Below are 20436 nucleotides of genomic sequence, written 5' to 3' on the forward strand. Positions count from 1 at the left end.
ATCATCCTTTCAAATCGGTTTGAGTGTATTTTAAACAAAGTGAGCCCCATACGAATCCTGCGCCTATGGCAGAAAACACAACCACATCACCTTCAGTTATCTTCCCTTCATGAAGCGCCCGGTAGAGTACAGAGAACAAGCTTGCTGATCCCGTATTCGCATAGTCTTGTACGGTGAAAGTGGTTTTAGACGGTGACACGTCCAATTCCTCAAGTGCTGCTTGTACGATGTTCAGGTTTGCCTGATGAATCAGAAAATGGTCGATATCCCTGACCGAAAGACCGGCCTTGTCAATGACATTCCGAATGGATGATGGGATGTTCTTCGTGGCCATCTTCCATACTTCTCTTCCGTCCATCTTGACGTATTGACTGCTTTCAATTGTTTCTCCATCGGCCAGTGGAACGGTTCCTCCTCCTTCGATTCTGACTGCATCATTCAGAGTAGAATCGATCTCCCAGGAGAGAAGTCCATTTCCTTCACTCGTTTTCTGAAGGATCGCTGCCCCTGCTGCATCACCGAAGAATACCCTGGTTGTTCGATCATTTGGGTCGGTTACTCTCGAAAGAATTTCCGCCCCGATCACCAATACATTGTTGAACTGTTCATTTTGTAAAAGATGCGTGCCGATCACAATGGAGAAGATGCCTCCTGCGCAGGCAGCTTGGTTTAAATCAATGGGAATCGCCTTATGCGCCCCAATGGCTTCCCCTATGACCAAGGCAGTCGACGGAAGGCGTTGATCCGGTGTCGTTGTGGTCAGAATGATGGCATCGATCTCGGCAGCTGTGATATTCGCATTGGCGATTGCTTCTAGACTCGCTCGGATACAAAGATCGGACGTTACTTCCTCTTCTTCTAAAAAGCGCCTTTCTTTTATTCCGGTACGGGTTTTGATCCATTCATCTGTCGTGTCAAGAAACCCGCTCAACTCCTCATTTGTGACCCGATTTCCCGGTACCGAGAACCCTGTCCCGTTGATTGTGACTGGGACCTTCAGACCTGTTCGATTTTCTGTTTTGGGCAGAATGACTGTTTCCACATTCATTAAACATGCTCCTTTACTGGAAAGTCTCCATGGATTTCATTTAAGGGTGGGGGCACATCGTTAATCGTAATCGTTGCTTCGATAATGACCGTTTGCCCTAAAGCGTACAGATCCTGTGCTTTCTCCCAGATATCGTCCAGCTCTTCCTTTGCGGTTAGACACAGGACGGATAACTGCGGATGCTGAAGCTGGACAAGGGGAGTATCCGTGTTGACGAACGGCGAAGGGGATGCATGTTTATTCTGGTACTCCAGCCATCCATAGCCTCCATTCTTCAACACAATATAAATCACGGGAATCTGGTTATGGGCTACTGTCATCAATTCGGGACTGAACAAATTAAATGCCCCATCGCCCACCAATGCCACGACCATTTGATCTTTCTTGGCTTTAGCAGCGCCGATACTCGCCGCACAGCCGAAGCCCAAGCTTGTTTGTTCACTTGGCACAATGGAAGTCTGTCCTTCATTAAGTGTAAGATAAGGATAGAAGTAGGACCACATATCCTGAAGACCGTTCTCATGTACGAAGATACCCGGAAGCTGTTCACCTCTTTGGATTCTCTCCAGTATATGGACGACCTTTAATGGCGACTCCTCATCTATCACTCTTCTACTTTCGGTCACTAACCTATTCTTCGCTCTCTTCACGTCACCCCTGGAAGCAATCTCTATTGACTCCAAGGCATCATAGAGCAAGCTAAGGGATTCGCCCACATCTCCCACGAGTTTAAGGCTATTGAATGAATGATTGAAGTGATCTTCATTGAGATTGATTTCAATCAGGTGTTTCTCCTCAAGCATGGCTTCCCAGCCAAAGAGTGCCGTTTCCTCAAGCTTGCTTCCAAGCGATAGAACGAGATCGCTTTCTGCGATGATCTCTTTCATGACCTCTGGACAATACAACCCTGCCAACCCACAAAACAGTGAGTGTGTCTCAGGGAAGCTCCCTCTTCCTGAAGCCGTAGAAAAGACGGGTGATTGGAGCCGATCTGCAAGACGTGGAAGCAGGCTGTGATCCCCGATTGTCCTGCACCCTCCTCCCAGCAGTAATACTGGTCGCTCAGAATGTTGGATGAGTTCTGAAGCGGCATGAATCGATGTCGCAGATGGCACTGGTTTACCGGTGTGCTGGGCAGGTACGTCCCCATCTACATCTTCTATTTCAATTCTTCCGATATCTTCTGGTATTTCAATATAGACAGGTCCTGGCGTTCCATTCATGGTCAGGTAAAGGGCTTTTTTCAGGACCCAGTGAATGGATTCAGCACTTTCCAGCCGGTGACTCCACTTGGCCAGTGGAGATACCATATCCATTTGGTTGGCTTCCTGAAAGGCTTTCTCTTCTCCGTATTTCAACGTACTGGTGCCGGCTGCGATGATGAGTATCGGCACACTTAAGGACCGTGCTTCCAGAACACCTGTCAAACTATTGGTGAGGGCAGGCCCCTTCCCCACATTACAGACCCCGAGTTTCCCCGAAGCAAGGGCATATCCTGCAGCCATGAACAGGGCATTCCTTTGGTCCTTCGTAACGAGGTATTCGATTGCATTCTCCTGCACGTGGTTCATCAACTGCAAGTCATCACTGGGAAGCCCAAAAACAATCTCTGTATTCAGCTGGCTTAACCGGTCAGCTACAATCTTCAGCACACTTTTAGGCATCTCTCATCCCTCTCTTCCCCACAGGTCATGCAGGACCTTCGATAGTAACAGAGGGTGGATATGAAGCTCTCCTCGATAGGAAGCATAATTGGCCATTGGACCGTACCCTCCGAAAGGGGAATTCCCATCTTCAATTTCAAACAGGGTCTGATTGACGGAAACCACGTGCTTCTTTTGTAGATAGGACAGTAACTCGTCACTGCCATCACCGCAGTAAAGTGAAGCCCCCATCGCCCTTTCCAAAAAGTAGCCTTCCTGCAGCGTGGACTTCAATTGTTCGTCCTGATCGTAAATGATGACGTTGAATATCGGAGAAAAATATTCATCAATCGGGAGCTTATCCGTGATGTGACTCACCAACACGGTCGGTTGAAGCACCTTTTGATGGTAATCAATCGTCCCACCATGTCTGATAAAGGCGCTGTGCTGATTCAAGTACTGGCCAACCGATTCCAAGGTAGACGTATAGTGAATCTTGCCGTAATCTGCTGTCAGATCAAGATTGGAACCATATTTGAGCTGTTTAACCTTTGCCAGCAACTCATGAATAAAGGCATCACTGATTGTCCGATGGACGTAAATTGCATCTGGCCCCATACAGTCCTGGCCGCTATTGAACATCCTTGCCGCAATCAGATCCTCTGCTGAATGTTCTATGTAAGCTGATTCCGTGAGGATGAAAGGATTGACCCCTTGACCGAAATAAACAAATAGTTGATCATCTGAAAGTTGGAATTTGATATTCTCAGCATTCTGGTATGTCCCAGTGAAGACGACTACATCTGATTTCATGGCCGATTCCCTGATGTACTTCCTATGGGATAGTTCCAATAAGGTGATGGGAAGCTCATGGACCTTCTTTAATAAATCGTGCAGTCTTTTTGCTTGGGGGGACACCATACTGGAACTTCGGAATTCAATTTCTTTCGTATAGTAAGATGGTATCAGCAAGTATAAGACATAAGAGTACAAGAGGACGTTGGAAGGCATGAAAACAGACATGCGGTCGATATCAGGCGGCTGATTCCTTCTGACTTCGTCATACCCTTTCTCCAACGTCTTGATTGAACTGTCAATCTCCTCTTCAGCGGTTCTGTAGGTTGAAACCTCTGTCAGGATGTCACGTATATCCGAACGGTTTCGTTTGATGAATTCAATTGTCTTTTCAATAGAACTCCTCCTACGTTCCATTAACGAAGAATTCCGTTCCAGTATATTTACATTGACCATATCATTTCTTCCTTCCTATTTGCTTCCCACTCATTTGCCATCGCCAGGATGGCTTTCTGATCGACCTTTCCGTTCGAGAGCGTTGGAAATTTCTCCACGCAGGCTACGAAATCAGGTCGTAGTACTGTGCTTAGACACTGATTAATCGCTTTTTTCATGGAGGATTCTTCCTGCATAACCACTTCGGCAAAAAGGAGGATTCTGGACCCTTTTTTCTCATCTTTAATGGGAAACGCCTTCGTTTTCAATCCGAGTTGATCCTCGAGCTGTTTTTCGATTGAAGCCGGGTAGATCAAGTAGCCGTTCCTTAATATCTCATTCCCTCTCCGACCAATAACATGGAGATTTCCATCCATATCCTTAAAGCCGACATCCTTCGTCTGGAACCAATGGGATCGTGGTGGGATGAGATCCGGACTCCCTTCCACGATATACCCTTCCATGACATCACCGGACTTCACGAGTATTTCACCGGTCTCCCCTGGAGGTAATTCTACGCCGGACGGATCGATCACCTTAAGCTCGAGACCAGGAAGAGGCTGTCCGCATCCCGTTTTTGGTGATTCTGTGTTGAGCGCCACATTTCCAAGTTCCGACAAACCATATCCATCCAGCAGCTCCATACCCATCAAACGTCTGAAATCCATTCCGAGTTTCCTGGCCAGAGGGGATCCCCCTATGCACCACATCCTTACTCGGGAACCTTTCAACTCCGCTGCGGTGTCATGGCGTTTGGTAAGCAGTCTATTCAAGATGTAATAAGTAGAAGGGACGGCGTCCACAACGGTTACACCCTTCTCTGTAATCGCCTTGATGATCGGCCGAATTTTTTTGTAGTCGCAGACGACGAGTTCGCATCTTTTCAACCACCAGATGAATAGGAACGACAAGCCGTAAAAGTGTGTGAAGGGAACAAGTGGAAGCAAGACATCCTTCTCCTCGTACTTCATTCGCTCCATCGTACTTTCTATATTGTCGAGAAACGAGCGACCTGATTTTACGATTCCTTTTGGAGCACCGGTTGAGCCTGAAGAATACAGGATTAACGCATCTTTTTTCTCCTTCCATCTTGAGAGACTTAGAGCGGACTGCTCTGCTGAAGGAGTGATCCTTTCCAAGGGGATGACAATGGTCTTCATTTCGGTGGACGGGGTAAACCATCGATCAGACAGGCACATTCCACACCCCAGTGCCCGTGCAGTGGCCCTTACTTCGGATTCCTTCATTTGTGAATCCACCAGAACGATTGAGCAGTCCTTTTGGATAAGGGCGAAAAGTGTGACGACCATATGATAGGAATTGTCTGCCGTCACCAGTACCCTTTCCCCTTCTGTTAAACCCGCGGAACAGAGGGAATCGACATAGTTCCACACGTCTTTCGTAAATGCAAGTCTGTCAGACTGGTACACTTCTGTATGAATCATGGTTAACGTTCCACCAGCATGTCCACCATTTTTTCCGGGCTTACTTCTATCGTCTGGACGTCTTTCTTCAGTAATTGATTAAATAGATTCTTTGGTCCGACGACATAGATATCCTTCAATCCAAGACGGACGATTTGTTGCTTCACCAAGTCCCACCTGACCGGGTTATCGTAGCCGTCCAATAACGATTGCTTAAACTTCTCAGGGTCTTGAACGAGCTCCCCGGACACATCCGATATAAACGTACCCTTCAGCGGTTTGAAGTTGAACTCCTTGAAGATCCCGTTTTTCAATTCCTGATGCAGGGGAGCGAGAGTGCTGCTATGGATCGGTTGTTTCATTGTATGGAGGGAAAAGCATTTGGGTTTGTTGTTAAGGTATTCCTTTAACTCCTTGATGACACCGGCAGGGCCGCACAAGCAGACGACTTTTTCAAGGTACCCCACCAACTCCAGTGGCTTGTTGTGAGCATGGAATTCTTCTACGATTTCCCTCGCATCCTCCAGTGAAAGATTGTAAATAAAATGAGTTTGATAATCTCCTTCAAGACGATGATAGAATCGTCCGGATACTTTGGCAGACTCATGGGTCAGCCAGACAGCTTCCTCGTAAGTGAGCGTTTCTGTAGCGACTGCGGCCCCCATCACCCCGAAGCTCGGTCCGATCGTGTATTCGGGTCTACTGCCATACAGATCGGCATAATGATCCATCAAGGCCACAGAATTAGCGAGAAATGCACATTCTTTCACTTCATATTCCCTTTCATCCGCTTCCCTGAAAGCATCCATCAACGAATATCCGATCGTAGAGCTCGCTTCGGAAAACCGCCTACGTGCATGTGGACTTTGGTGAATAAATGCCTCTACCTCTGAATAGTCAGAAGGAGCTAAGCCTGGTAATAATAATGCTTCCATAAGAAAATCACACCTGCCCCTTCACGTAATGTGGGAATTTCCCCCTGATCTCTTCCATGGTGACGAGCGTCTCTACTTCAAAAGGAATATCAGTAAACTGTAGAGATTTAGAAATGAATTGACCTGGCCCCAGGACAAAAAGCTTCTCTACGCCTTTTGATTTAAGCGATTTAAGGACCTCATACCATTGCACCGTGACCACATATTGTCCAATGATTTCATCACTCACTCCGTCACCATCCGTAATAGCTGAACCGTCTACATTGCTAATAAGTGGCGGCTCGGGGCGCAGTGGGCTGATGGTCGGCATGAATTGTTCTGCGAACTTACTCTGGACATCCGTGAGAAGCGAGCAGTGTCCAGGAGGACCGAATGGGATTGTGACGCCTAACCCTCCTTGGGACATGGCCATCTCGGCGAGTTTGTCCAGTGAGTCGAAATCTCCATTCACAATCATTTGATTGGAACATGCGTACATACACGGCTCGGCATATCCTCCCGACTCCCTTACGATCTGCATATTCTTCTCCATGATGGAACAATCAATATTGTAGAAGAAGAAAACGCCATATCCCTTATTCCGTTCGTCTTTTTCTTCTAGGTCGCACATACCCTTGACCATGCGGATGGTATCTTCAAAGCTAAGGGCCCCACTGCAATGGATCGCCGTCATTTGCCCAAGACTTGGGCCAACATAGTACGCGGGACTCCCAAACGTCTCCTTCAGCATGTCATGTAACGCTGTGCTGATGGTCACAATGCTTGGCCTTGCAATATCTCCCTGGTTGATGACGGCGATATCCTCCGAGAAGAAGCGCTCGGCAAGGTCATAACCCAAGATGGCACTGGACTCCTTGAATTTCTCTCTCACCTGAGGAAATGCCTGATATAAATCCAGGAAGTTCCCGGATTTCAACGTCATCAATGGGGGAAACAATACAGCTGATTTCATTTAAACACCTCCGTTTTTCACATAAGACCGCCGTCGACGACCAGCGTTTGACCAGTTATATATTTTGATTGAGGAGATGCAAGGAATGCTACCGCTTCAGCGACATCATCGACCTCTCCTAAATGCCCCATGGCAATTTTCTTTTTGAATTCAGCCATCTGATCTTCAGGAATCCGATCGACCATGCCCGTGTTGTTAATGTAGCCCGGCGCGACTGCATTGACCCTGACACCAAACCGTGCATATTCCTTCCCAAGCGACCGTGTCAATCCAATCACCCCCGCTTTACTCGCACTATAGGCGCTCAACCTGTCCATTCCCACCAGGCCAGCCAGAGAGGCAATATTGATAATGGATCCCCTCTGTTCGGTTAACATGTGGAGGGAAACTGCATGAATGCAATTGATGGTACCCATGATATTGGTATGGATGATTTCCTCCCATTTTTCGACCGGGTTACTCGGAATCAGTGCCCCTCCATAACTCACTCCTGCGTTATTTACGAGGACATCGATACGGCCGTATGTGGATAGAATACGCTGAAAGGCGCCCTGAACCTCGTCACGGTCATTCACATCAATTCGTTCGTATGCAATTCTTTCATTGCCTGTGGACTCTTGTATCTTCCTGACCAGTTCTTGAATTTCTTCCAGGGAGCTTCTATACCCCAGGATCACAGTGGCACCCAAGGATGCGAAGTGGTTCGCCATCCCGGCCCCCAGTCTCTTGGAAGCACCTGTCACGACAACGACATGACTATCCCAGCTCATTTTTTCTCACCTTTACCAATCAGTTCCGGAAGACAATGCTCTTTCCAATAGCCATTCATGTACTCATGAAGTTCTTCCCGGATCAATCGTTTTTCTTCTTTCGGTATGCTGTCTTGCGGGACATTTTGTTCGTCTGCATAATATTCATCCCGCAGGATGGAAGAAACCACGGCATCATGGTACTCACCATCAATGAAGAAGTGGTCCCGCATAATCCCTTCAATCGTCACCTTGTTCTTAATCAAGAAACGGACCGAACGCAGATTGTACAATCCGTTAATGAATTGGACCTTGTGGGCGTTCCTACTATGGAATAAATAGTCCATGATAAGGAGTGAGGCTTCTGCACCGTATCCGTTATCCCATAGTTCCGGTTCCCCGATGACCCCTCCTAGTACATAGCTCCCTTCATACTTCTGGGGTTGCCATGATACAAAGCCAATCTTACGATCATCATGGGTCAATACCATCGCATAGCGCGTATTGCCCGATTTAATATCTTTCTTGATTTCTTCCGTTGTGGCAAACTCCAATGAACCCCTTGCCAAAGCACTAGAAGTAGACGGTATGACCCATCTAGAAAACAACTCGAAGTCCTCTTCTTCTATCGGTCTTAACTTAACCAGATATCCTTCCATCGATTTTCCCCTTTCTCTATGAACATAGAAGTGTTTCTCCATTACATCTTAAAAAAATGTCCTTCTTAATACACCCGTATTTCACGCAATACTAAGAAAAGAGCCCATCATCAGATGGACTCTTTGAACAGTTGGTATTATGATATGGAGGTTAATGAGGATAAATGTTTAGTTGAATGGGCGTATAGTAGATTTGCTCTGGTTATTTTGACTGCCAAGCCCACCCGGGATTTGACTCTTAATTTTTGCATGCTTGCAGCAATATGATATTCTACTGTCCGCTTGCTTAAGTAGAGTGTATCAGCAATCTGCTGATTCGTTTTGTCATTGATCAATTCTTCAGCAACCCGTAGCTCCATTTCAGTCAGAATCTCCGGCAGATCCACCATATGATCCTGCTGTTGACCAGTTAAGGTTGCCGGGAACAATGAATCCTTCAGCTCTTCCGAAATGTAGAAGCCTCCATTATTTACAACGGTCATAGCCGTTATCAGTTCCTCCACACTATCCTTCTGTACAATAGCCTGAGTATTTAGGATATAAGGGAGCAGGTGCTTCTCACTTTTTCCTATCAACACAATCTTCTTGCATTTACCAGAAGGCAATTGGTTCACGATTTCTTTTTTATTTAGATGAAAAATGGCTATATCATAAAAGTTTACAAACAGTGAATCGTTAAGAGAGGAAGCATTTTGCAATAGATGACATGAGTAGCCTCTTTCAGACAACGTTCCCAAAATCTTTTGAGAATGACTTTTTTCCTTTATATAATCGACAATCAATACCCTATGCCCCACCTGATTTCACCTCTGTTGATCAAAAATAGTTTAATGGTGACCAATGATTGGATCATCAATATCCTTAAAAATTACTACTACGCTACCAGAATGATTACCATGGCCCACACTTCCCATCACGATTGACGTTAAAAGAGCCACAAACATGAATTTTTTTAGTCCTTTCATACTGTTTTCGCCTCCCTTCCTTTATCCTAGTACCATTATTGTACAAAATTTTGTAAAATTATATATGCATTTACGAAATATTATGACAAGTATTTCACTACAATACAGGAGGAAATATGGATCACATCGGGAAAAAAATTCAAGAAATTCGCATGAAGATTGGATATTCCAGACAGTATGTATCTAAAAACATTTGTGATGAATCGACCCTGTACCGGATCGAAAAATCTCTTCAACTTCCCCGCCTAGATGTTCTTCAGAAAATTTGTCATAAGTTGAATATTTCAGTCGATTTTATCCTTACCCCTGACCTTGAGTCTCAATTTGTTCATATGGATAAGATCAAAAAGTTATGCCGAGAAAGTTTATACCAACAAGATTTCGACTCAATTCAGTACCTCATTGAAGAAGCAGAAACGTTCATTTCGGAACACCCCAACTTAGAAGACGATGAGTTTCTTCGTTTTGTGAATTGGCAAAAGGCCATACTCATTCATAAAATAGAAAAAAAAGCCGATCGCGCTGAAACGGCTTTTCGTAAATTACTATACAAAAATAAAATTATCAGAGAAATCGACATTAACATCGCCAACTCGCTTGCATTGGTATTAATAGAGAAAAAAGAGTTCCAAGAGGCGGGTTCCCTCCTCAGGAAATCATTGAAGGCAGCTGAGGACAATAATCTCATAGAGGATAAATCCCTCTATCCTCGTCTCGGGTACAACATGGCTTATATCTATTATATAGATGAAAAGTATGACTCCTGCCTTGATCTTGCCCACAGGATACAATATTATCTACTGGCTAATCATTTATTGTATTCAAAAGGGGAACTATCTCATTTAACTGGGATCGTTTACGAGAAAAAGAATGATCTGGAGAGTGCTTCTGTCTATTTTTCTGATGCCATATCGGTTTTTTCACTGGAAAATAAAAATGATTTCCTCATTCGCTCCTTACGAGCACTTGCGGAAATCGAACAAAAGAGGGGTAATTCCATAGAGGCTACCAAACTACTTGATCAAGCCGAGGAGAAGATTGACAGACTAGGTGATCATCCTGCTGCCGAACAGATGAAGACAAAAATCAAGCACACCAGGGAACGGTGTGCCGGCGAATCATGACATGATTTAAACGGTTTGTGTCATCTCAATCTCTATTACTGATCGCACAGTAGAGATCGTAGACGATATATCATCATCAGAGATATGTCGATGAATCACCGCTCTGATTCTTCCATACCCCATCTCAGAAAATATCAAACCTTGATTCTCATTCAATGCTAAAAATCGTTGCCACGTACATATGTCCTCATCGACGGTAAAAATGACGATATTGGTCTCCACCTCTTCGGGATTGATCTTGATTCCTGGAATGGATGATAGTCCCTGGGCTAATTTTTTGGCCCTTGTATGGTCATCTCTCAATCGTGAAGTCATCTTTTCCAATGCCACCAGCGCAGGCGCCGCCATGATTCCAACTTGGCGCATACCGCCTCCGAGCATTTTGCGTAATGTCCTCACCTTCTTGATATGTTCTTTCGATCCTGCTGCAATGGAACCAATCGGAGCAGACAAACCTTTTGACAGACAAAATTGCACAGAGTCGGCGTATTGCATAATCTCCTTGACGTCTACCCCAGCTGCACAAGCTGCATTGAACAATCTTGCCCCATCCATATGGATGGGTATTTTTCGCTTTCGGCTGAACTCATATACTTCCTTGAGATAGCTCAGAGAAAGGACTTTACCACCGCAGCGGTTATGCGTGTTTTCAAGACATATCAATGCCGGAAGTGCAAATTGTGGATCCTCTGGGTCAAAAGGGAAGACTTTCTCTAAGTCCTGTATGGCCAGTTCACCGTTCGGCTGAGTGGGGATGGGTTCATACATGATCCCTCCACAGACGGATGCCCCTCCTGCTTCAAAGATGTAGATATCGCTTTCGTCCCCGACCAATACCTTGGATCCCCTGGGACAATGGGCCATAATTGAAGCCAGGTTCGCCATCGTCCCACTAGGCATGAAGCAAGCAGACTCCATTCCAAGAAGCTCCGCAGCGAATTCTTCCAACCGATTGACAGTAGGGTCTTCACCGTATACATCGTCCCCGAGGGCAGCATGCTGGATCGAGGCCATCATTTCTTCAGTAGGTTTGGTTATGGTATCACTTAAATAATTCATCTACTATACTCCTTCTCTTCGATTTTCACCTGTTTTGATGCTTCTTGGAGAACAGACAACACATCATTGGCGTCTTCCCCTACAGCAATCATGTACCCGATCCTCCCATAGGCATTCCTGGCTGCTTCAACTTCATCACCGATCTGCACAGTCAGCCTGGTCTCTTTGATCCCCTTTACATGCTGATCCTTTATGGGATTGATTTCCGTAATGACACCACTCGTTCCAGGCACAATGAATTGTATACCTGCATAACAGCCTGAAGGGTGGTGTAATTCAGGCTGAATGCCCAGCGAAGCTTTAATCTGTTCCTCCAGAAGGTCGATGTCTTTTGATAACCGGATTAGTTCCGGAATCATTCCACCTGCAAGGCGGCCATTGAACTCAACTAGGAACAACCTGCCCTCTGCGACCTTTACCTCGATGTGGCTAGGGCCTGTGAACCACCCCAACGTGTGAAGGATTTCAAAGGCCCCTTCCTCGAGGCAATCATGAACGTCCGACGATAGATCATCAGCTGGGAACAGATGTCCTTGTTCCACCCGGAATGGGTCGCCTCCGACTTGTTTTTTTGTTATGCCGATCAGAGTGTGCTTCCCATTGAAAGAGAAGCATTCCACGCTGTATTCCTGACCTTCCACATACTCCTCTACAAGGACCATGTTCACAACGGGCTGATTCCTCGTGTTCAGTTTGACCTTGAGCAGGCGACGCGAATGATTGAGCAGATCAGAGAAATCATGACATACCTTCACACCATTAGAACCGCTGTCATCCACTGGCTTGACGATGCATGGAGTAGGGAACTCATGCCGTTTTTTGACTAGGTCCTCTTCATTTTTAACCCCTGCATAGAAAGGCTGATAAAGCGTTTTGCTCTGTTTTAATTTTTCCCGAACAGCGAACTTATTCCTTGCAGCCGCTACCGCTTCAGGAGGATTACCTGTAAGCCCAAGAGCAGAAGTTAATCGCGCAACGGTATGAATATAAAATTCACTCGTGGTGGTGATACCCCCGATCTCTCCTGAATGGAATGCATCTTTGATTGCCGCGAGAATCTCCTCATAATGATTCGTATCGCATATCATGAGTTCACACTCTTGTTTCTCCAGCCCTTTGTAGATGCTTGGATCCCTAGTGATGAAGACAGGGAATACGTTCAGGGAATGAGCCTTTTGAATCGCCATCATACCCGTGCCTGTTGTATTGGCTTCAATAAATAACAGCTTCTTCATTCGAACACTTCCATTGCTTAAAATTAAGGTACGACCACTTTTCCGTGTTCTGGATGGTAGCTACCTCTTCTGGTTGATCATTTAGGGAATATGGGGTTAATCGGTGTTCCGTAAAGAAAGCTTCTTGATAAATGGTGGTGTAATAGCGATCTCCCCTGTCTGGAAACACGCACAGGATTTTCATCGAGGGGTCGACGTGAGAACTGAGCCAGTTGGCGACGGCATAGACACTTCCGGAACTATTTCCGGCGAAAATCTTTTCATGTCTTGACAGTTCAATTGTCCAGTTGAATGCCTCTTCATCGTTTAACCAGTGCACCTCATCAATGATCGAGTAATTGACATTTTTCGGTTGAAGGCTATTGCCAAGACCTCCTTGAAGTCTTTTCGGCTTGTCCTCCTGAAAAAAGATGGAACTCCCTGCAGCATCGACTGCCACGACTTTCAGATCGGGATTTAGTTCCTTCAGTCTTCCAGCTGTTCCGCATAGGGACCCTCCGCTTCCGACCGCTCCGACAACAATGTCTACGTTCCCGATTTCATCCACCACGCTATCCGCTAGTTCATGATAGGCCAAAGGGTTTTGAGGATTCTCATATTGCTTCGGCCAGAAAGCATCTGGGTGTTGTTCAAGCATCTCATAAAGGGCATTCAGCCTGGCTTGCTGCCATCCTCCTGTCGGACCCATCTTTTCCACTACATGGATGGTCGCTCCCAGCGCCTTAAGCTTGGTATGAGTCAGCGAATCGATACGGGGATCAGTGATGATATGCACTTCATGCCCAAGATACGATCCAACCAGCGCAACCCCTAAGGCGAGAGTTCCGGAAGAACTTTCTATGATGGGGGCGCCTTCTTTTAGAATACCGCTCCTTTTTGCTTCCAGAATTATTTGTTTGGCGACTCGATCTTTCATTCCAAATGGGTTGTACATCTCCAGCTTGGCATACACGGGAGCTAAGCCGTTAACATTCCCTTTTAATTGTATTAACGGTGTCTTTCCTATTAAGTCCACCATTGTCATGACCATTACACCGGCACCTCCTTCTTCACATAATGACTCGAGCATGAGTTGAACACCTCGACTGGGTAGCCCAACTGTCTCAAGGATTCCAATCCGATTTCTCTTTTGGTTGTATAATCAGGATCATCGTCAGATAGAATGATTCCAATATATGTTCCACTATGAGCGGTCACAACTCCTACCCCACCAATGGAATCACAGATTTCCCTCATCGAATCAAGCGTTTTCTTCGGACGGTTTTTTTGATTCAGAATGGCACTTCGGGTGGTCACCCTACCGAGTAATTTCAAATCATGATGGCGGAGTGCCGAACTCATATCAGACAGCAGGGACTGATATTCCGTCTTGTCCACCTGTGAAACTTCCCGCTCTACCTGATTGTATTTGATCGTATCGATCTCCCCTCCTTCATCCAAAGCCAGAATCGACAAGGGAGGGCAGCTTCCAAGGGATTCTCTTAATTCGAGCTTTTTATGATAGTAGACCACGATTCCTGCATGCATGATCCCGTCGGTTGGCTCAATATCCCTGATGAATGACTCCACCACCCCCACTGGTATTTCCATACCAAACACATCTTCAATTGCTCTCGAAACGGCAATCATGTCTGCAGTCGAACTGGCCAAGCCCTTCCCTTGCACTAATTCGCTGTCTATGACCAGATGGCCACTGACTGGTTTATCGTAGTAGGATAATAGTTTTCTGGCCAGGTCTAAGGATTTCAGCTTTCCTTGTGGGGTAATGGATAAGTCCCCTGTGACCGACGGATAATATTTGCACTCCGAATACTTCTCAATGGGGAAGGTGACAAGAAAGTTCTGTTCATTCGGCAGGACGCCCTGTAGCAGTTCGCCGAATGTCCCGTATGATTTCCCCACCCCGTACCTTTTGTTGGCTGTGTAGTCAAGGTGATCCCTCTCTGGGCTCATCATAAGCTCCCTTCGTTAGGTTCCCAGTTCTCCAGCTCATCCAATTTGGACAGGACCCTATTTTTGATAGAGATGAATGTTTGCTGTAACGCTGCTTCACGCTTTCCATATGACTCCATCATCTTCCCTACAGAATCATCATGGGTGGAACCCTCCGTTATCTTCCGGTCGATTTCCCGGCGGAAGTCAAAGATTTCAAGCAGTTCTTGGTCCGATATGTGATTAATGAATCCTTCATCCTTACACATACTTGTCAGGTATTCATTCGACACTTCGTCAGGCTTCCGGTCATGCTCGATATAAAAGGTAATGAACCTTCCGGCAATAACCTGGGCCGTGCGATAGGGAATATGATTTTTTAACGTCAATTGGTTTGCCAGTGAAAATCCTCCGAAAAATTCCGTTGAGCATGCAGCTTCGGTTTTATCGACGTTAAATTCAATGTGCTGAACGATCAGGAGAAACAAATCCAATACGTCATCTGCATTGTTTAATAAGAGTGGCAAGCTTTTGGACGATTCCTTTGATACTTCTACAAGATTGCTGTAGGGAGTGTTTCTTTGCCCTAGGATCATATCCATATAGAAGCCCACCAAGTGACTTGTCTTTCCCCTTGCCCGTTCGAGAAGGGGGAAATTCCGTTTTTGAGGCATGGAGGATGAAATGCCCGACAGTTCATCTGGGAAGGTGATGAACTGCTGTTCACTGCTTCCCCACATGAGGAAATCAGTTAGGAACCGACTTAAATTGGTTGCGAGATACGACAGACATTCGCCCATCTCCAGTACCCACCCCCGAGATGCCACCCCCGCCAGTGCATGCCCCGTATAGGAAGTGAATCCAAGGAAGGCCGCCATCTCATCGCAATTCCACGGAAGCTCCTGACCGGACATGGCACCTGATCCCAGCGGGCAGCGCCCATTGATCGACTCTAGTACGTGCAGCATTTTGCTGATGGTGTGCAGGATATGCTCACTGACAGCTGTTAAATAATATGGAATGGTGATGACCTGTGCCGATTGATAGTGGGTGTACCCAGGCATCATGCAGCCTGAATAGAGAGAGCATTTGTTAAGGATCTGTTTATTAATCTGGAACATTTTATCGAGGAGTCCCAACCACTTCTCCCTGCCGTACATCAGCTGAGCCGTCGCCTGGTAATCATTCCTGCTCCTGTCCACATGCCAGTTTACGATTTCCTTGTCCATTTTTTCATTTACATAGCGTTCTATGGTTAAGGCGATATCTGTCAGATTATCGCCTGACAAAGTGACGAGTTCAGTCTTTTTCATCTCATTCAGAGCCGCCAGAATCGGCACGATATCTTCACGTCCGAGTAAATCCATCTTTTCATATCGTTGAAGCAACACTTTCTCGATGGAGATATAATGTTGTAAATAGTGCTCAAGCTCGTAATCGAATTGTGGTTTCAGTACCTTACTGACGTAAAGTTCATGAGGATTCTTCGCGACTCTCCCTGTTACTTGGTTGACCATCTGGATTGCCCCCTATAGAAATTGGTTTAGCTTATCGGCTAAGGATTTCACATGATGCGGTGAGACGACATCATGATGACGACCCGTTATCTCGATGGGGATAACTGTCCCTTTGGTACGTATTTGCCAGTCTTCGGGATGAACAAGATCATGAAAGTGATTCGGATCTTTCTCTACACAATGGAACGCGATCAAATCGGATTGTATCGGCCCTTGAAAATGATAATGATCACAAGCAAAATTATTCGAAGCCATGATCTTGATGACCCTCTTAACATCCTCGACCTCCGCAAGTCCAGGGAGTAATTTGTTTTTCTTTGCTTTTGCCAATAACACCGAAAGCTTTGCCTCCATGTTCATTCCCTCGAATTGGACCATGTCTACCCCTAAACTTTGAGCCCAAGCCATCAGGGGCTCTTGCCGACCTTCCACCTCATGGTCTCCGTTGAAAGGATGAGCATCAATTAACCCGATGAATGAGCAAACTTCTCCCATTTCTTCAAGGATCCTTGCCATTTCAACTGATAGGGTGCCCCCCATGGACCAGCCTGCAAGCCTATAAGGCCCCTCTGGTTGGACTCCCCTGATTTCTTCTACATACTTCTCGGCCATGGAGCGGATGTCTTTCAAGGGCTCGCAATCCCCTTCATATCCAACAGACTGGATGCCGAATATCGATACGTCCTGCTTCAGCTCCTTTGCAAGAGATAGATAACACATGACTCCTCCCCCTCCTGGATGAATGAGGAATAAGGGGGGATGATTGGACGTTGTCTGATTCAATGGCACGACCACTCCCCCGTTATGCCCTTTCACTTCCAGCTTCTCCAGGGCGTCTGATAGTGATTCAATGGTTCGATGCTCAAATAGGATCGACATCGGAATGCTTCGCTTAAGGTCGCGTCGTATGCAACCCACCACTTCGAGCACTTTGATGCTGTGACCGCCAAGGTCGAAGAAGTCTTCATTGATTCCAATATCGTCAAGGTCCAATACTTCCTCCCATATGGCCGTCAAGGCAAACTGGAGTAAGGATTCTGGCTGCTTTTTATGTTCCTGGGAAACCAGGTCGTTCTGATCAAAAGGCAGTTCTTTCACCAGTAGCTTCCCGTTTGAATTGACCGGTATTTCGTCCATGAACACGATGGCATTGGGAACCATGTAATAAGGAAGTTCTTCTTTGATGATTGCCTTGATCATGGCTGCATCAATAAGGGAATTCTTTTGCTTTACGACAAACGCAAACAGCTTCTTCTCTCCCTCGATGTGATTGACGGCCACCGCTGCATGCTGTACTCCCTGAATCGTCAGGATCACATGCTGGATTTCACCGAGTTCTATCCGGAATCCCCTTATCTTGACCTGAGAGTCTTTTCTGGAGATAAAGATAAATTCACGGGAATGGTTTTGCTTGACGATATCCCCAGTCTTATAGAATCTTTTTTCGCAAGATCCTTCCCATTTCACATTCACAAAGGCTCCTTCTGATAATGTCTCATTATTCAGATAACCTTGCGCGAGACCATCCCCTCCAATCCATAGCTCCCCAGGTATTCCAGGAGGAACTAACTCCCCATGATCGTCTACAACTAGTAACTGATAATTTGCAAATGGCCTTCCGATGGGGATGACTTGATCCGTGTCGGATTCTTTGCAGATATAAAAGGTGGAAGCCACTGTAGCCTCCGTCGGTCCATACACATTGACAAGGGGCGTACGATTCCCCATCGCCCGATAGTATTCACCGACTAAATACTGGCTGAGTTTATCTCCCCCTGTGATGATGTAGTGTAAAGAGTGGGAACCGGTGAAAGACGGCATGGTGATCAGCTTCTCTATCAAGCTGTGGAATAATTGTGCCCTTGTCACCTTTTCCCTGCACATTAAGTCAGCTAAATACTCCACATCAAATTGACGTGACGGCTCGCTCATGATCAGTGTATTGCCTGACATCAGCGTACTGAAAATTTCAGTCATGGAGGCATCGAAGGAATAATTGATATTATGTAAGACTCTCTCTCCTTCTCCAAGAGGAAACTCAGCAAGATAGCCTGCTATATGATTGCTCAGAGAATGATGGCTGATCGAAACACCTTTTGGGTTCCCTGTGCTTCCCGACGTGTAGATATGATAGGCTGAAAGATCTGTAGGTGAAGATCCCTGGAGCAAGTCGGGTGCAGTGGATGCGAAGGATACTGCCTGCCCAGTTGTGAAAACTGGAACATCCACTTGAACCCTACTCTCTCTATCTACCAGTAAGAGGCTGGATTGCGAGTCCGATAGGATGAACTTCCTTCGGTTCTCAGGGAGTGCAGGATCCAGTGGGAGATACGAACATCCTGCTTTCAGGATCCCGATGATGCCTGCAATTTGTTCTTTGGACCTTTCCATCTGAATGGCTATAATCGATCCAGGATCAACCCCACTTTCATGGATCATATTCGCAATCTGATTCGACCTGTCACTGAGTTCCGAATAGGTCCATTCGCCGTGCTGATCCTTTAATGCACAGAACGTCGGGTGCGACTGTGCAGACTTCTCGACTTGCTCATGTATGAAAGATAGAGGTGTCGGAAAAAAAATAGGAGCCAGCATTCCGGACTTCTCTTCGTCTGTTAAAATAGCCAATCTGGATATCGGTTTTTGAGGGTCATTCAATATATCTTCTATTAATCTGATGTAATGATGAATGAATCTCTGAACGGTTTCCTCTTTAAATAGATCGGAATCATATTCAATTTCCCCCACACCCGTTTGATCATCACAGCTAACATAGAGGACAAGATCGAATTTCGATGTCTGGGTGTTGATTTTCTCGTGCTCCATCTCAAACTCATCTCCCCCTTTTGAAGGGGCCTTCTCATGAAAGGTGAACATGACCTGGAAGAGGGGATGGACATTCGGGCTTCTCTCAGGATTCAGCTCTTGAACGATTCGTTCAAACGGTACCTCCCCATAGCCATGGGTGTGAACAAAATTCTTCAACGTACTCTTGAGGAAATTTTCAAACTTGCTGTACGGTTTGATTTTTGACCTGATCGGCATCGTATTCACGAAGAACCCAATTAAATCGTGCGTGAATGATTCTTGCCGGTTTGCAACAGGAGTACCTATGACAATATCCTTTTGTCCAGAGTAGCGATAAAGCAGGACATAAAAGACAGCTAAGAAAAAAGCACTGGGAGTGGAGCCATTGGCCACTGCATATTTCCTTATGGCTGCTACCAGATCCTCCGGAAAAGAAAATTTCACATTGTTTCCGGATTTGGCGGCATGCTTGGGGCGGGTGAAATCGGTCGGCAGTTGCAAGGAAGGCGGTGCCCCTTTTAAGTACTCCTTCCAAAAATTAATTTTCGATGTGAGCTGATCACCTGATAGCCTTTCTTTTTCCCAGCTGGCATAATCCGCATATTGGAGTTCCATCTCTTCCATCTCTGACTCCCTGCCCTGCTTCAGCAGTGGATAGATGCTTAATATCTCGTTCTTCAATACGTCGATGGACCATGCATCGAAAATGGAGTGATGGACGTTGATCAACAAATAATGGAGGTCTTCTTCAGATTGTATGAGTTCAAACCGAATCAAGGGTTCTTTACTTACGTCAAATGGTTTCAGGGCGAAGTTCCGAAGATAAGTTGGGAAATCAAAACTCTTCCCCATTTCCTGAATGGACGTTTGAATGAAACTAAATGGAGGGTTGACGAGGGAAACTTTTTGTAAAAGTTCCCCGTCCACCTGACAAAACGTCGTTCTGAGCACTTCGTGTTTTTCAACTATTTTTAGTAGTGTTGCCTTTAATAGAGTCGGATCAAGCCTCCCTTTCATTTTGAAGATAAAAGGGATGTTGTACGTGGGCGTGTTGGGTTCCATTTGTTCAAAAAACCATATTCTTTCTTGTCCAAATGAGGCTGGTAGTAAATAGACCTCATGATCAACGTGTAGTTCGTTCATATTGACACATCCT

Annotated in this window: 17 protein-coding genes; 1 reads left to right on the plus strand and 16 read right to left on the minus strand. The window is 45.8% G+C overall.

Annotated elements, in window-relative coordinates; translation table 11 throughout:
• Window position 1: 1 nt before the first annotated feature.
• From AF331_RS12750 to AF331_RS22435, 10 genes are all read right to left on the minus strand, one after another.
• Window positions 2-1048, minus strand: coding sequence for a 3-oxoacyl-ACP synthase III family protein (locus AF331_RS12750; RefSeq protein ID WP_053428477.1), 1047 nt, complete (start codon window positions 1046-1048; stop codon window positions 2-4).
• On the minus strand, window positions 1048-2712 hold the full coding sequence (locus AF331_RS12755) for a thiamine pyrophosphate-binding protein (protein ID WP_053428478.1): 1665 nt from the start codon (window positions 2710-2712) through the stop codon (window positions 1048-1050). Before AF331_RS12755 ends, AF331_RS12750 begins: the two co-directional genes overlap by 1 nt.
• A 3-nt stretch (window positions 2713-2715) precedes the next feature.
• Window positions 2716-3942, minus strand: a complete 1227-nt coding sequence (locus AF331_RS12760; protein WP_053428479.1) for an aldehyde dehydrogenase family protein — start codon at window positions 3940-3942, stop codon at window positions 2716-2718.
• Entirely contained in the window at window positions 3930-5366 is a 1437-nt protein-coding gene (locus tag AF331_RS12765; RefSeq protein WP_053428480.1) for a class I adenylate-forming enzyme family protein, read from the minus strand. Before AF331_RS12765 ends, AF331_RS12760 begins: the two co-directional genes overlap by 13 nt.
• A 2-nt stretch (window positions 5367-5368) precedes the next feature.
• A complete protein-coding gene (locus AF331_RS12770; protein ID WP_053428481.1) occupies window positions 5369-6280 on the minus strand; it encodes an ACP S-malonyltransferase in 912 nt (303 codons plus the stop codon).
• Window positions 6281-6287: 7 nt separating this feature from the next.
• On the minus strand, window positions 6288-7232 hold the full coding sequence (locus AF331_RS12775; RefSeq protein WP_053428482.1) for an ACP S-malonyltransferase: 945 nt from the start codon (window positions 7230-7232) through the stop codon (window positions 6288-6290).
• A gap of 17 nt (window positions 7233-7249) precedes the next feature.
• Window positions 7250-8002: an SDR family NAD(P)-dependent oxidoreductase gene (locus tag AF331_RS12780; protein WP_053428483.1), complete on the minus strand. Its 753-nt coding sequence runs from the start codon at window positions 8000-8002 to the stop codon at window positions 7250-7252.
• Window positions 7999-8640: a GNAT family N-acetyltransferase gene (locus tag AF331_RS12785; RefSeq protein WP_053428484.1), complete on the minus strand. Its 642-nt coding sequence runs from the start codon at window positions 8638-8640 to the stop codon at window positions 7999-8001. Before AF331_RS12785 ends, AF331_RS12780 begins: the two co-directional genes overlap by 4 nt.
• Window positions 8641-8777: 137 nt before the next feature.
• A complete protein-coding gene (locus tag AF331_RS12790; RefSeq protein ID WP_053428485.1) occupies window positions 8778-9422 on the minus strand; it encodes a LuxR C-terminal-related transcriptional regulator in 645 nt (214 codons plus the stop codon).
• 45 nt (window positions 9423-9467) lie between these two features.
• Window positions 9468-9605, minus strand: a complete 138-nt coding sequence (locus AF331_RS22435; protein ID WP_159645999.1) for a hypothetical protein — start codon at window positions 9603-9605, stop codon at window positions 9468-9470.
• A gap of 116 nt (window positions 9606-9721) precedes the next feature.
• Here AF331_RS22435 and AF331_RS12795 point away from each other — a divergent pair, with 116 nt between their 5' ends.
• Window positions 9722-10729: a helix-turn-helix domain-containing protein gene (locus AF331_RS12795; RefSeq protein WP_053428486.1), complete on the plus strand. Its 1008-nt coding sequence runs from the start codon at window positions 9722-9724 to the stop codon at window positions 10727-10729.
• Between the two features lie 6 nt (window positions 10730-10735).
• Here AF331_RS12795 and AF331_RS12800 read toward each other — a convergent pair whose 3' ends face one another.
• The 6 genes from AF331_RS12800 to AF331_RS12825 are packed head-to-tail and all read right to left on the minus strand — an operon-like array spanning window position 10736 to window position 20423.
• Entirely contained in the window at window positions 10736-11788 is a 1053-nt protein-coding gene (locus tag AF331_RS12800; protein ID WP_053428487.1) for a GntG family PLP-dependent aldolase, read from the minus strand.
• Complete coding sequence (locus tag AF331_RS12805; protein WP_053428488.1) at window positions 11785-13023, minus strand: ATP-grasp domain-containing protein; 1239 nt, start codon at window positions 13021-13023, stop codon at window positions 11785-11787. Before AF331_RS12805 ends, AF331_RS12800 begins: the two co-directional genes overlap by 4 nt.
• Window positions 13001-14092: a cysteine synthase family protein gene (locus tag AF331_RS12810; protein WP_235576381.1), complete on the minus strand. Its 1092-nt coding sequence runs from the start codon at window positions 14090-14092 to the stop codon at window positions 13001-13003. Before AF331_RS12810 ends, AF331_RS12805 begins: the two co-directional genes overlap by 23 nt.
• Window positions 14053-14976: a GHMP family kinase ATP-binding protein gene (locus AF331_RS12815; protein WP_235576382.1), complete on the minus strand. Its 924-nt coding sequence runs from the start codon at window positions 14974-14976 to the stop codon at window positions 14053-14055. The genes AF331_RS12810 and AF331_RS12815 overlap by 40 nt, the downstream gene beginning before the upstream one ends.
• The gene (locus AF331_RS12820; protein WP_053428491.1) at window positions 14976-16472 is read right to left on the minus strand and encodes a lyase family protein; all 1497 of its coding nucleotides are present in this window, start codon (window positions 16470-16472) and stop codon (window positions 14976-14978) included. Before AF331_RS12820 ends, AF331_RS12815 begins: the two co-directional genes overlap by 1 nt.
• Window positions 16473-16484: 12 nt before the next feature.
• A complete protein-coding gene (locus tag AF331_RS12825; protein WP_053428492.1) occupies window positions 16485-20423 on the minus strand; it encodes a non-ribosomal peptide synthetase in 3939 nt (1312 codons plus the stop codon).
• Window positions 20424-20436 lie beyond the last annotated feature (13 nt).

It is taken from the genome of Rossellomorea marisflavi (assembly GCF_001274775.1).
GTDB lineage: Bacteria > Bacillota > Bacilli > Bacillales > Bacillaceae_B > Rossellomorea > Rossellomorea marisflavi.

Excerpts from the sequence above, each read along its gene's own strand:
- AF331_RS12750 (WP_053428477.1), bottom strand. The coding sequence starts at position 1,048 with ATGAATGTGGAAACAGTCATTCTGCCCAAAACAGAAAATCGAACAGGT.
- AF331_RS12755 (WP_053428478.1), bottom strand. The coding sequence starts at position 2,712 with ATGCCTAAAAGTGTGCTGAAGATTGTAGCTGACCGGTTAAGCCAGCTG.
- AF331_RS12760 (WP_053428479.1), bottom strand. The coding sequence starts at position 3,942 with ATGGTCAATGTAAATATACTGGAACGGAATTCTTCGTTAATGGAACGT.
- AF331_RS12765 (WP_053428480.1), bottom strand. The coding sequence starts at position 5,366 with ATGATTCATACAGAAGTGTACCAGTCTGACAGACTTGCATTTACGAAA.
- AF331_RS12770 (WP_053428481.1), bottom strand. The coding sequence starts at position 6,280 with ATGGAAGCATTATTATTACCAGGCTTAGCTCCTTCTGACTATTCAGAG.
- AF331_RS12775 (WP_053428482.1), bottom strand. The coding sequence starts at position 7,232 with ATGAAATCAGCTGTATTGTTTCCCCCATTGATGACGTTGAAATCCGGG.
- AF331_RS12780 (WP_053428483.1), bottom strand. The coding sequence starts at position 8,002 with ATGAGCTGGGATAGTCATGTCGTTGTCGTGACAGGTGCTTCCAAGAGA.
- AF331_RS12785 (WP_053428484.1), bottom strand. The coding sequence starts at position 8,640 with ATGGAAGGATATCTGGTTAAGTTAAGACCGATAGAAGAAGAGGACTTC.
- AF331_RS22435 (WP_159645999.1), bottom strand. The coding sequence starts at position 9,605 with ATGAAAGGACTAAAAAAATTCATGTTTGTGGCTCTTTTAACGTCAATC.
- AF331_RS12795 (WP_053428486.1), top strand. The coding sequence starts at position 9,722 with ATGGATCACATCGGGAAAAAAATTCAAGAAATTCGCATGAAGATTGGA.
- AF331_RS12800 (WP_053428487.1), bottom strand. The coding sequence starts at position 11,788 with ATGAATTATTTAAGTGATACCATAACCAAACCTACTGAAGAAATGATG.
- AF331_RS12805 (WP_053428488.1), bottom strand. The coding sequence starts at position 13,023 with ATGAAGAAGCTGTTATTTATTGAAGCCAATACAACAGGCACGGGTATG.
- AF331_RS12810 (WP_235576381.1), bottom strand. The coding sequence starts at position 14,092 with ATGCTCGAGTCATTATGTGAAGAAGGAGGTGCCGGTGTAATGGTCATG.
- AF331_RS12815 (WP_235576382.1), bottom strand. The coding sequence starts at position 14,976 with ATGAGCCCAGAGAGGGATCACCTTGACTACACAGCCAACAAAAGGTAC.
- AF331_RS12820 (WP_053428491.1), bottom strand. The coding sequence starts at position 16,472 with ATGGTCAACCAAGTAACAGGGAGAGTCGCGAAGAATCCTCATGAACTT.
- AF331_RS12825 (WP_053428492.1), bottom strand. The coding sequence starts at position 20,423 with ATGAACGAACTACACGTTGATCATGAGGTCTATTTACTACCAGCCTCA.